This is a genomic window from Burkholderia sp. Ac-20349 (assembly GCF_017104865.1).
Lineage (GTDB): Bacteria > Pseudomonadota > Gammaproteobacteria > Burkholderiales > Burkholderiaceae > Burkholderia > Burkholderia aenigmatica.
The window spans coordinates 1-11,558 of sequence record NZ_JAAGPM010000194.1 but is presented as its reverse complement, the minus strand read 5'-3'; the positions used below and the strand labels follow the sequence as shown (position 1 = coordinate 11,558).

The following is an 11,558-nucleotide window of genomic DNA, read 5'->3' as shown; positions in this document are numbered from 1 at the left end:
TGCTTCGCGCAGCGCACCGCGACCTTCATGATCATGGGCGGGCTGTGCACGCGGCGCTGCCCGTTCTGCGACGTCGCGCACGGCCGTCCCGAGCCGCTCGATCCCGACGAGCCGGCGCGGCTGGCCGAGGCGGCCGCGGCGCTCGGGCTGCGCTACGTCGTGATCACGTCGGTCGACCGTGACGACCTGCGCGACGGCGGCGCCGCGCATTTCGCCGCGTGTATCGCGGCGGTGCGCGCGAGCGTGCCGGGCATCGGCGTCGAAGTGCTGACGCCGGACTTCCGCGGCCGCGTGGCCCGCGCGCTGGAGGCGCTGTCGACGGCGTGGCCCGACGTGTTCAACCACAACATCGAGACGGTGCCATCGCTGTATCGTGCGGCGCGGCCGGGTGCCGACTATCGCGGCTCGCTCGAACTGCTCGCGCAGGCGAAGCGGGCGCGGCCGGGGCTGGTGACGAAATCGGGGTTGATGCTCGGGCTGGGCGAGTGCGACGACGAAGTGCGCGACACGCTGCGCGACCTGCGTGCGCATGACGTCGACGTGCTGACGCTCGGCCAGTATCTCGCGCCGTCCGCGCACCATCTGCCGGTGCGACGCTACGTGAGCCCGGACGCATTCGCCGCGTGGCGCGACGAGGCGCTGTTGCTCGGCTTCAGGGAAGTCGTCGCCGGCCCGCTCGTGCGGTCGTCGTATCACGCGGCCGACGTGCTGGAGGAGACGTAACGGGCGGCGCGTCAGGCGGACGTGGACGCGGCCGCATGCGCGCGACTGACGCGGCGCAGATACAGCACGAGCCCGGCGCCCGCGAGCACCAGGCTGATCGTGTTCGCAAACCAGAAGCCGCGCGCGCCGGTCAGCCACGCGGGTGCGATGCCGCCCACGTCGAAGCCGAGCGCGTAGCCGCCGCTGAGCCCGACGCCCCACAGCGCGACCGCATAGATCACGGTCGGCACGACCGCGACCTTGTAGGCGCGCAGCACGAACGCCGACGTGACCTGCACCGCGTCGAAGACGTGGTAGCACGCGACGATCGCGACGAGCGGCATCGCGGCCGCGGCGACGGCCGGGTTCGGCGTATAGCCGCCGATGATCAGCGGGCGCAGCACGAACACGAGCAGGCCGTAGGTTGCGGCAATGCCGCACGCGAAGATCACGCTGTGCCGGCCGAGCAGCCGGGCTTCCTCGGGCCGTCCGGCGCCGAGCGCACGCGCGACCAGCGTCGACGCCGCCACGCCGATCGACAGCGGTGTCATGTACAGCACCGCGCCGATGTTGCCGGCGATCTGGTGGCCGGCGAGCGTCGTCGTGCCGAACTGCGCGATGAACAGCGCCATGCACGTGTACGACGTGACCTCGATCAGGTACGACAGGCCCATCGGCACGCCGAGTTTCAGGATTGCCTTCTGGCGTTCCCAGACCGGCCAGCAGAAGCGCGAGAAGATCGCGAGCGGCGCGAACACGTCGAGCTTCGCGAGCAGCGTGTAGCCGATCAGCGCGAGCGCCCAGTTGATCAGCGTGCTCGCGAGCCCGCAGCCCGGGCCGCCGAGAGCGGGCACGCCGAACCCGCCGAAGATGAACCACACGTTGAGCGGAAACTTGAGCAGCAGCGCGCCGATCTGCAGGATCATCGCGAGGCGCGGCTTGCCGGCCGCGTTGGTCAACGCGTTGTAGATGCGGAACACGAGGCTGGCGGGCAGCCCGTACGACAGGATGCGCAGGTAGTCGACGGTGCGGTCGTGCAGCGCGGCGGGCGTGTGCGCGACGCGCAGCAGCGGCTCGGGAAAATGCAGCAGGAGAAAGCCGGGCACCGCGAGCAGCAGCGCGAGCCACAGCGCCTGGCGCACTTCCTCGCCGATCTCGGCATAGCGGCGCGCGCCGTACAGTTGCCCGGTGATCGGCTGCAGCGCGGACAGGATGCCCGTCAGGCCGATATAGATCGATATGTAGATCGACGAGCCGAGCCCGAGCGCGGCCAGGTCGACGGCCGAGTAACGCCCGACCATCGCGGTGTCGATCACGCCGAACGCGATGATCGCGAGCTGGCCGACGAGCACCGGCCACGCGAGACCGACGATCCGGCGGATGTCGCCGAACATCGTCAATCGGCCGGCTGGCGGCGCGGCGGACGTCGCTTGACGGGAGTCTTCGGCCGTTCGATGCGCTCGTACAGGCGGAAGCGCTCGTCGCGGTCGGCGACGCGGCGGCCTTCCCACACGAGACGCCACACGTATTGCGACATCGAGCTCGGCTCGCCGAAGTCCGCATGGTCCTGGCGCAGGATCAAGTCGCAGTCGCCGGAGAAATCGAAGCGCATGTTGCCGAAATACGCGAAGGTCGCGATCTGCGCGTCACCGAGCCGCACGGGCGAGATGCACTCGTAGTCGGACGGCAGGTGCACGGCGATCTGCTGGGCGACATCGCGATAGGTCCGGCCGTAGTTGACGATCGGCAGCCACAGCGTCATCAGCAGCACCCACATCAGCGTGGTACCGGCGCCCGACAGCACGACGCTGCGCCACAGCACCTTCGGATGCCGCGAGATGCGCCAGCGCACGAGGAAGCACCAGCACACGGTGGCGATCACCGCGCAGATGAACGACAGGATCTTGAAGTGGGGCTCGTAGCCGGGCACGAGGCGCGCGAGGTTGCGTGCGAGCGGATGCGGGAAGCCCGTGAGCGACGCGAGCCACACGAGCCACACGAAGGTGCCGAGGATCGTGAAGCTCAGCACCGCGAACCAGTCGATCGCGTTGATCGCGCCGCGCTTGAGGGTCGGCAGCGCGAACGTCGCGAGCACTGCGAGCGGCGGCAGCAGCAGCATGTACATGCGGTTCGACTGCTGGCTCTGCAGGATCACGAGCGCGACGAGCGGCACGGCGACCGACAGCGGAATCGCGATGTGCGCCCGGCGGCGCATGCCGGCCCAGCTCCACCACGCCCAGATCGCGAGCGGCCAGGCAGGCCACGTGAACAGCGGCAGGTTCTTCGCCGCATAGCCGAGCACCGTGGTCGGCGGGCCCGAAAAGCGCATCAGGCTGCCGTGGATCCACTGGTTGAAGAACCATGCGGCGTCGTCGGGCGCCGCGACGAACGCGGCCAGCGGCCACAGCGCGAAGATCGCGGCCGCGAGCGGCACGCCGATGAGCGGCAGGCGCAGGTTGCGCATCTCGGGCGTAACGAGCCACAGGACGGCCGTACCGGCGAGCAGGGCGACGACCAGCACCGGGTTGCCGGACAGCGCGACGAGGCCGATTGCGAGGCCCCACCACAGCGCGCCCTGCATCGGCTTGTCGATGCCGCGCACGATCCCGTAGACGAGCATCGCGATCCACGCGAATTGCGCCAGCTGCGGCGTCGTTTCGTGGCCGCGCTCCGCGAGGCCGAAGCAGGCGACGAGCACCAGCAGCGCGCCGTCGGCGAGCGTGCGGCCGTAGTCGCGCGGCTCGGGTTCGCCGCCGAATGCGTATTTGAACGGCTGGACTTCGGCGCGCCGGCCGAGCAGGTAGGCTGCGTACCAGACGAATGCACACGCGACGCAGAACAGCACGCCGGTATCGACACGCGACGCGTTGCTCGCGTCGACCCATGGGCCGAGGCCGCGGATCGACAGCGCACCGAGCCAGTAGCTGAGCGGCCCGTCGGTCGTGATGTACTTGCCGACCAGGTTCGGCAGCAGCCAGTCGTGCCAGCCGCCTTTGGCCATCGTCCACATCACGCCGAAGCCCGCCGCGTCCTCGTTCTTCCACGGGTCGCGGCCGAACAGGCCGAACGCTGCGTAGACGAAGCAGAGCGTGAGCAGCAGCCAGCGCGGCAGCGCGCGCGTGGCGGAGGCGGTGAGACGGACGACAGGCTTCATGCAGATGAGCGATTTGTTATGGGCGGGCGGCCGGCGCGGATGCGTGCGGTCGAGCCGGTTTCGAGCATCCGGCATTGTAGACGCGCCCGCTGTTGCGCGTCAGGTCGTTGCCCGGGCGTTGGCTGGCGCCTGCCGGGCGAGCAGAGACAAAAAAGGGCAGCCTGGGCTGCCCTTTTGTGCGACACCGGTGCGTTGCAACCACCGGATGCAATGCGAAGCTTACTTCGCCTTGCCGCTGGCGCGAACGCCGAACTTGTTCTTGAACTTCTCGACACGGCCTGCCGTGTCCATGATCTTTTGCTGACCCGTGTAGAACGAGTGCGATTCCGACGACACTTCGATCTTGGCGAGCGGGTAGGTCTTGCCGTCGAGTTCGATGTTTTCGCGCGTCTGGATCGTCGAGCGCGTGATGAACTTGAAGCCGTTCGACATGTCTTGGAAGACGACTTCGCGGTAGTTCGGGTGGATGCCTTCTTTCATGGTCTTTCCTTGGTGAGAGCGGTAGCCAACCCGCCGCTTGCCGTGCCGGAACGCGCAGATTGCGCATACCAGACGACGCCAAGCCCGGCGCGAGCCACTTGCCTAAGGTCGAAAAACGGCGATTATGCCAGAAAATCAGATGGTTGACGAATAATTTTCATGGTGCGTCGAGCGCGCCGGTGCCGGCCGGATCCTGCCGGTAGTAGCGTGCGAGCAGCCGGTACAGCTCCGGAAATTCGGACTCGAACGCTTTCGGCCGCACGAACAGCGCTTCGCTGCAGATCGCGAAGAACTCCGACGGGTGCTCGGCCGCGTAAGGGTCGATCAGCGAGTTTCGCTCGAAGCGCGCCCACGCGCGGTCCGGCACCGCGTCGACGCGTGCGCAGAACTGGTCGTACGCGTGCTCGAACACGTCGGCCCACGCCTGCGCGTCGAGGTGCGGCGCATGCCAGCGGCGAAATAGGGGCGGATAGCCGTCGGCCGCGCCGTTGATCATGTCGATCATGTGCGCGAATTCATGGATCACCGGGTTGTACGCGCTGTAGCCGTCGGTGATCTGGGCATCCTCCCACGACAGGAACAGCTGTCCGCCTTCCCACGCCTCGCCGGCTGCCTCTTCCTCGACTTCGTGCACGACGCCGTCTTCGTCCTGCACGGTCTTGCGGATCAGGAAGCCGCCCGGGTACAGCACGATGTCGCGCCAGCCGTCGTACAGCGACAGGTCGAGATTGAGCACCGGCAGGCAGGCCTGCGCGGCGATCGCGACGATCATCGCGTCGGTCAGCTCGAGCCCGTGCGCGGTCGAGAACGATTTCTTCGCGATGAACAGGCTCGTCAGTTCGCGCAGCCGGCCGAGCGCGTCGGGCGCCAGCGCCGCGAGGAACGGCAGGCGCTCGACGGTGTCCTGCCACAGCGCGTCGGGGATCGGGTGGCTGCGCAGCGCGCGGTCGCGGCGGCGGTCGTCGAACCAGCGGGTCAGTTTCGAGAGCATGAAGGCGGCTCGCGGAAATCCAAAGCCTGTCTTTTAACTCAGTCGATCTCTTTTTGCCATGCCGCGAAGAGGCCGCCGACGAGTGCCACGCCCGCCAGGAAGTAAAAGCCGTCGAGCGACGCGAGGAACGACGCCTGCTGCGCGACCATCCGCGCGATCGACGCGATCGCGAGCGCGTGCGCTTCGTTCACTGCGTGACCGGCGGCCGCGTAGCTGCGCGTGAGCGTGTCGACGGTCTGCTGGAACAGCGGATCGAACACGTTCGCGCGCTCGACGAGCCGCGTCTGGTGCACGGCGAGCCGGTGCTGCTCGACGATGATCACCGACGACGTCGCGAACGAGATCGTCAGTTGCCGCACGATGTTCTTCAGCCGGTAGCCGTGCGTGTATTCGTCGATCGCGAAGATCCGGAACGTCAGGTTGGCCACCGGCAGCACGATGAAGAGCAGCAGCAGTCCGCGCAGCAACAGCGGGACGATCAGCGCGGCTTCACCGACCTGCGGCGTCATCCGCGTCATCCACAGCGCGGCCGTGACGGCGATCGCGAACCCGGGCACGACGAACCATTTCTTGTGCGTGACGAATTTCGCGTAGCGCAGGTACGCGAACAGCGCGGTGGCCGAAATCAGCGACATCGTGCCCACCAGCCGCCCGGAATTCTCGACCGGGTAGCCGAGCCCGCCTTCGAGAAACCGTGACGTCAGGTAGCTGAAGCCCGTCGACTCGTAGTAATAGAACATGTACAGCAGCAGCCCGACCTGGAACGTCCGTTCGCGGAACGCGTGCAGCCGTACGAGCGGCGTCGGGTGGTTCCACTGGTGATACGCAAACCACGCAAGCGCACCGATCCCCGCGATCGTCAGCAGGATCAGCATCGGCGAGCCGCTGTAGAGCTGGTAATGCACCTGCTGCAGCACGATCTGCAGCGCGCCTTGCGCGAGCGCGAACACGACATACGGCCAGAAGTGTCCGGAGCCGCGTTCGTCGTCGGGTGTCCGGCCCGAATCGGGCAGCGTGAGCAGCGCGAGGATCGCGAACGCGATGCCGGCGGGCGCCGAGCACGCGAACAGCGCGCGCCACGTCGAATGCGCGACGAGCAGGCCGCCCACGATGGGCGCGAGCGCGCTGCCGAGCAGGATCATGATCAGGAACGCGCGCGTCGCGGGCGGCCGTTCCGGCGGCTTGAAACTGACCTGGATCAGGATCCGGCACGCGCCCATCATCGGGCCGATGAAATACCCCTGGAAGCCGCGCGCGAACGCGAGTTCGAGCGACGTGTCGGCGAGCGCGGCCGCGATCGCGCCGAACGAGAACATCAGCATGCAGCCGGCGACGTAGCGGCGATGGCCGAGCCGGTCGACCCACCATTGCTGTTGCAGGATGCCGAGCACGGCCGTGACCGCGTAGGCGCTCGACGACCACACGAGTTCGTCGGGCGACGCGTTGATGCCGCCCGCGATGTAGCTCGCGAAGAACGAGAAGATCGCGTTGTCGAAGTAGTCGATGCCGGTGACGAGCGCGAGCGCCCACGGGAACAGGTCCGCGCGCAGGTTCGCGCGGCTCCATAGCGGCGGGCGACCGGGCATCGCGTTCATTCGCGAGCCTTGCGCGTGCGCCGCGTGCCGGCTTCGGCCTGCCGCTGCGCGATCAACGCATCGGCGTTTTCGCCGGCAAGACGCCGTTCGACGTAGTCGATGTCGTGCTGCAGTTCCTTGCGCAGTGCGACGGCTTCCTTCAGTTCGCGCTGGACGGCCGCGATCCGCCGGTCGAGCGTGTCGACCTGCTCGGCCAGGCCGGTACGGATGTCGCGCAGCGACGCGTCCGAATAGCGGCGCCGGCCGTCGCCCGTTTCTTCCAGCGGGCGCTTCAGCATCTCGGTGATGCCGTGCAGCGAGAAGCCGAGTGCGCGCAGCCGCAGGATGCGCGCGAAGCGCTCGAGGTCGGCTTCGTCGTAGAGACGGTAGCGGCCTTCGCTGCGCGTCGGCGTGACGAGCCCGCGCTCTTCGTAATACTTCAGCGTGCGCGGCGTGACGCCGAGCCGCGATGCGGCATCGCTCACGGTCAGCAGCGGGGCGGAGGCGTCGTTCGACATCGGGAGGCGCGGCGTGGGTTGGGACGATGACGCGATTATAGATCAACCTGTACGTTCACGTTCAGGTTGGCACCGAAAAACGGCCGCCGGGCAGAATGCGCGGGCGGCCGTTCTTTTGGTGCGGGGCGGGGGGATCAGCCGCCGCGGCGCATCAGGTCGAAGAACTCGGAGTTGCTCTTCGTCTGGCGGATCTTGTCGAGCAGGAATTCCATTGCTTCGACTTCGTCCATGTCGTGGATGAACTTGCGCAGCACCCAGATCTTTTGAAGGATCTCGGGCTTGATCAGCATTTCTTCGCGACGCGTGCCCGACTTGTTCAGGTTGATCGACGGATACACGCGCTTTTCCGCAAGACGGCGCTCGAGGTGCACTTCCATGTTGCCGGTGCCCTTGAACTCTTCGTAGATCACGTCGTCCATGCGGCTGCCGGTTTCGATCAGCGCGGTGCCGATGATCGTCAGCGAACCGCCTTCCTCGATGTTGCGCGCCGCGCCGAAGAAGCGCTTCGGACGCTGCAGTGCGTTCGCGTCGACACCACCCGTCAGCACCTTGCCCGATGCCGGGATCACGGTGTTGTACGCGCGTGCGAGACGCGTGATCGAGTCGAGCAGAATCACGACATCGTGCTTCATTTCGACGAGGCGCTTGGCCTTCTCGATCACCATTTCGGCGACCTGGACGTGGCGCGTGGCCGGTTCGTCGAACGTCGATGCGATCACTTCGCCGGCGACCGAGCGCTGCATTTCGGTCACTTCTTCAGGGCGCTCGTCGATCAGCAGCACGAACAGGATCACGTCCGGGTGGTTCTGCTTGATCGCGTGTGCGATGTGCTGGAGCATCACGGTCTTGCCGGACTTCGGCGACGCGACGAGCAGGCCGCGCTGGCCTTTGCCGATCGGCGCGATCATGTCGATGATGCGGCCCGTGACGTTTTCCTCGCCGCGCATTTCGCGTTCGAGCGACAGCGGCTTGTTCGGGTGCAGCGGCGTGAGGTTCTCGAACATGATCTTGTGTTTCGAGGCCTCGGGCGGCTGCCCGTTGACTTTGTCGACCTTCACCAGCGCGAAGTAGCGCTCGCCGTCCTTCGGCGTGCGGACTTCGCCTTCGATGGTGTCGCCGGTATGCAGGTTGAAGCGGCGGATCTGCGACGGGCTGATGTAGATGTCGTCGGTGCTCGCGAGGTACGACATTTCCGGCGAGCGCAGGAAGCCGAAGCCGTCCGGCAGCACTTCGAGCGTACCGTCGCCGAAGATCGTCTCACCCGTCTTGGCGCGCTTTTTGAGAATGGCGAACATCAACTCCTGCTTGCGCAGGCGGTTCGCGTTTTCGATCTCCAGGCCATTGGCCATTTCGATCAGTTCGGAGACGTGCAGAGACTTGAGCTCGGATAAATGCATACGGAGAACCCGCCAGGGAGGAGACGACGAAAGAAATAAAGGGAGGAGGGCGAGCGGAAGCGCTCAGAGACTTAAATGCGTCTTGTAGACGTTTTTTAATTCTAGCATAGGCCGATTCGCGCTTGAGCGAGCGATCGGCGACTTGATGCCGGACGTGTTGCCGGTTGACAACACGTCCGCGGGACTGCCTGTATTACAGGTGGCTGTCCAGGAATGCGGTGAGCTGCGACTTCGACAGCGCGCCGACCTTCTGCGCAGCGGCTGCGCCATTCTTGAACAGGATCAGCGTCGGGATGCCGCGCACGCCGAACTTCGCGGGCGTTGCCTGGTTGTCGTCGACGTTGATCTTCGCGATCTGCAGCTTGTCGCCGTAGTCCTTCGCGACTTCGTCGAGGATCGGGGCGATCATCTTGCACGGGCCGCACCATTCGGCCCAGAAATCGACGAGCACGGGCTTGTCGGACTTGACGACGTCCTGTTCGAACGATGCGTCGCTGATGTGTTTGATCTGTTCGCTCATTGGGTCAATACCTCTTACGGTTCGGGGACTGCCTGCTTGCGCGTTGCGGCGCGCCGGCCGCCGTGGGCTGCCGGCCGCTGCGGCAGGTCACTCCGCTCTCCGGAAAGGAGGGGTGTAAGCGCTGCATGCCGCGGCTCGCGGGTCGTTCGGGCGTCATATTAGCCTAAATTGCTATCTGCTGCGGGCGGCGATAGTAGCCGCTACGCGAGTAGGGGTACGACGCGACGTTCGACCGTTGTGTCCAGCAGATGGAGGCCGGCCCGCAAATTACAAGAGGTGGGTGCGCAGGCGATTCGATTCGGGCGGCCATCGTGCAGCCCGGCGCACGACGGTTTGTCTGGTCAAATTCGCATTGGTGCGAACAAACGGTCGCATTCGTTCGGAAGCGGTGATAGAATATGCCGTGACGGGCCTCCTCGCATGGTGGGGCGGTGAACCTGGTCAGGTCGGGAACGAAGCAGCCACAATCGTTTTCCGCCAGTGCCGAGGGTTGGGCTCGTCACCTTCCTTCTCGCCCCGTTCGCCGGGCGTTTTTTATTTCTGCATCACACTCCGTTTTTGCCTGCGCATTGCCTGTCTTCCGCACCGTTTCGCGTGTCGGCGCGACGCAGCGTTACTGATACAATTTCCCGATGACCTATCAAGTTCTCGCACGCAAGTGGCGTCCGAAGGATTTCGCTTCGCTCGTCGGCCAGGAGCACGTTGTCAGGGCGCTTACGCACGCGCTCGACGGCGGGCGTCTCCATCACGCCTATCTGTTTACCGGAACCCGCGGTGTCGGCAAGACGACGCTGTCGCGGATCTTCGCCAAGGCACTCAACTGTGAAACCGGCGTCACGTCGCAGCCGTGCGGCGTGTGCCGCGCCTGTCGCGAGATCGACGAAGGGCGTTTCGTCGATTACGTCGAGATGGATGCCGCGAGCAACCGCGGCGTCGATGAAATGGCCGCGCTGCTCGAGCGCGCGGTGTACGCGCCCGTCGATGCGCGCTTCAAGGTCTACATGATCGACGAAGTGCACATGCTGACGAATCACGCGTTCAACGCGATGCTGAAGACGCTCGAAGAGCCGCCGCCGCACGTCAAGTTCATCCTCGCGACGACCGATCCGCAGAAAATTCCCGTCACCGTGTTGTCGCGCTGCCTGCAGTTCAACCTGAAGCAGATGCCGGCCGGGCACATCGTGTCGCATCTCGAACGGATTCTCGGCGAAGAGCAGATCACGTTCGAGCCGCAAGCATTGCGCCTGCTCGCGCGTGCCGCACAGGGCAGCATGCGCGACGCGCTGTCGCTCACCGATCAGGCGATCGCCTATTCGGCGAACGAGGTGACCGAGTCGGCCGTGTCGGGCATGCTCGGCGCGCTCGACCAGACTTACATGGTGCGCTTGCTCGACGCGCTTGCCGCGGCCAGCGGCCCGGAAATCCTCGCGATTGCCGACGAGATGTCGCTGCGCAGCCTGTCGTTCTCGACCGCGCTTCAGGATCTCGCGAGCCTGCTGCACCGGATTGCGTGGGCACAGTTCGCGCCGGGTTCGGTGCTCGACGAATGGCCCGAAGCGAGCGACCTGCGCCGCTTCGCCGAGACGCTGAGCCCCGAGCAGGTCCAATTGTTCTATCAGATCGCGACGGTCGGTCGCGCCGAGCTCGGCCTGGCGCCGGACGAGTACGCCGGTTTCACGATGACGCTGCTGCGGATGCTCGCGTTCGAGCCGGCGGTTGCCGCCGGCAGTGCGCCGGGTGGCCAGCCGGCGGTGCCGCGTGCGGTGCCGGGTCCGCGCGTGGTGGCGGCATCGGCCGCTGCGGCGAAGCCGGTATCGGCCGCACCTGTCGAAGCATCGCGGCCGCAAGCTGCTGTACCGGCGGCACCGGCTGCGCCCGCGGCACCGGTTGTGCGTGCAGCGCCGGTGCAGTCCGGCGACGAAGCAGGCAAGCCGCCCGTGAAGCCGGCTGCCGTGCACGCATCTGCGCCGGCCCCGGTTGACGCGCCCGTCATCGAGACGCCCCAGCCGCAGGCGGTCGCAGCACCGCAAGCAGAGCTGGCCGGCGACAAGCCGGCACCCATCCGCAAGGAACCCGAGCCGCCTGCTGCCGTTGCGCAGCGCGGCGCGAACAGGCACCCGGACGGGCGATCATCGCGGCCCGGTACCATGCCCGGCAATGCGGCAAGGCGACGCGCCCCCTTATTGTGCTCGGGAATCGCCGCGAGCAGCGCTTCGGTGTAC

General features: G+C 66.4%; 9 protein-coding genes, 1 other RNA gene and 2 pseudogenes. 3 read left to right on the top strand and 9 right to left on the bottom strand.

What is annotated here, in order from left to right; genetic code table 11:
* Positions 1-723, top strand: a 723-nt coding sequence (lipA, locus tag G3N61_RS35455) for a lipoyl synthase (RefSeq protein ID WP_205824688.1), incomplete at its 5' end; no start/stop codon positions are given.
* 11 nt (positions 724-734) lie between these two features.
* Here the strand turns inward: lipA and G3N61_RS35450 are convergent.
* From G3N61_RS35450 to trxA, 8 genes are all read right to left on the bottom strand, one after another.
* Positions 735-2,096, bottom strand: coding sequence for an MATE family efflux transporter (locus tag G3N61_RS35450; protein ID WP_205824687.1), 1,362 nt, complete (start codon positions 2,094-2,096; stop codon positions 735-737).
* Between the two features lie 2 nt (positions 2,097-2,098).
* Positions 2,099-3,931: a glycosyltransferase family 39 protein gene (locus tag G3N61_RS35445; RefSeq protein ID WP_205824686.1), complete on the bottom strand. Its 1,833-nt coding sequence runs from the start codon at positions 3,929-3,931 to the stop codon at positions 2,099-2,101.
* Between the two features lie 144 nt (positions 3,932-4,075).
* Positions 4,076-4,336 (bottom strand): type B 50S ribosomal protein L31, encoded by a 261-nt coding sequence (locus tag G3N61_RS35440; RefSeq protein WP_006753671.1) that lies wholly within the window; start codon positions 4,334-4,336, stop codon positions 4,076-4,078.
* A gap of 157 nt (positions 4,337-4,493) precedes the next feature.
* Positions 4,494-5,327 (bottom strand): M90 family metallopeptidase, encoded by an 834-nt coding sequence (locus tag G3N61_RS35435; protein ID WP_205824685.1) that lies wholly within the window; start codon positions 5,325-5,327, stop codon positions 4,494-4,496.
* Between the two features lie 38 nt (positions 5,328-5,365).
* Positions 5,366-6,922, bottom strand: coding sequence for an MFS transporter (locus tag G3N61_RS35430; protein WP_205824684.1), 1,557 nt, complete (start codon positions 6,920-6,922; stop codon positions 5,366-5,368).
* Entirely contained in the window at positions 6,919-7,419 is a 501-nt protein-coding gene (locus G3N61_RS35425; RefSeq protein WP_043188244.1) for a MerR family transcriptional regulator, read from the bottom strand. The genes G3N61_RS35430 and G3N61_RS35425 overlap by 4 nt, the downstream gene beginning before the upstream one ends.
* Positions 7,420-7,553: 134 nt before the next feature.
* Positions 7,554-8,816, bottom strand: coding sequence for a transcription termination factor Rho (rho, locus tag G3N61_RS35420; protein WP_006478662.1), 1,263 nt, complete (start codon positions 8,814-8,816; stop codon positions 7,554-7,556).
* Between the two features lie 193 nt (positions 8,817-9,009).
* Positions 9,010-9,336 (bottom strand): thioredoxin TrxA, encoded by a 327-nt coding sequence (gene trxA / locus G3N61_RS35415; protein WP_006402348.1) that lies wholly within the window; start codon positions 9,334-9,336, stop codon positions 9,010-9,012.
* A 405-nt stretch (positions 9,337-9,741) separates the two neighbouring features.
* Here trxA and ffs point away from each other — a divergent pair.
* Together ffs and dnaX are read left to right on the top strand one after the other, a co-directional pair.
* Positions 9,742-9,840: signal recognition particle sRNA small type (gene ffs / locus G3N61_RS35410), an RNA gene on the top strand.
* 128 nt (positions 9,841-9,968) lie between these two features.
* Positions 9,969-11,438: pseudogene (gene dnaX / locus G3N61_RS35405) on the top strand (DNA polymerase III subunit gamma/tau); the annotation flags it as partial.
* Here dnaX and G3N61_RS35400 read toward each other — a convergent pair.
* Positions 11,432-11,558 (bottom strand): annotated as a pseudogene (locus G3N61_RS35400) (oligopeptide/dipeptide ABC transporter ATP-binding protein); the annotation flags it as partial. The pseudogenes dnaX and G3N61_RS35400 sit on opposite strands and share 7 nt — an antisense overlap.

Bases quoted from the DNA above. Each gene is read 5' to 3' on its own strand.
- G3N61_RS35450 (WP_205824687.1), bottom strand. From the start codon at position 2,096: ATGTTCGGCGACATCCGCCGGATCGTCGGTCTCGCGTGGCCGGTGCTC.
- G3N61_RS35445 (WP_205824686.1), bottom strand. From the start codon at position 3,931: ATGCCGGATGCTCGAAACCGGCTCGACCGCACGCATCCGCGCCGGCCG.
- G3N61_RS35440 (WP_006753671.1), bottom strand. From the start codon at position 4,336: ATGAAAGAAGGCATCCACCCGAACTACCGCGAAGTCGTCTTCCAAGAC.
- G3N61_RS35435 (WP_205824685.1), bottom strand. From the start codon at position 5,327: ATGCTCTCGAAACTGACCCGCTGGTTCGACGACCGCCGCCGCGACCGC.
- G3N61_RS35430 (WP_205824684.1), bottom strand. From the start codon at position 6,922: ATGAACGCGATGCCCGGTCGCCCGCCGCTATGGAGCCGCGCGAACCTG.
- G3N61_RS35425 (WP_043188244.1), bottom strand. From the start codon at position 7,419: ATGTCGAACGACGCCTCCGCCCCGCTGCTGACCGTGAGCGATGCCGCA.
- rho (WP_006478662.1), bottom strand. From the start codon at position 8,816: ATGCATTTATCCGAGCTCAAGTCTCTGCACGTCTCCGAACTGATCGAA.
- trxA (WP_006402348.1), bottom strand. From the start codon at position 9,336: ATGAGCGAACAGATCAAACACATCAGCGACGCATCGTTCGAACAGGAC.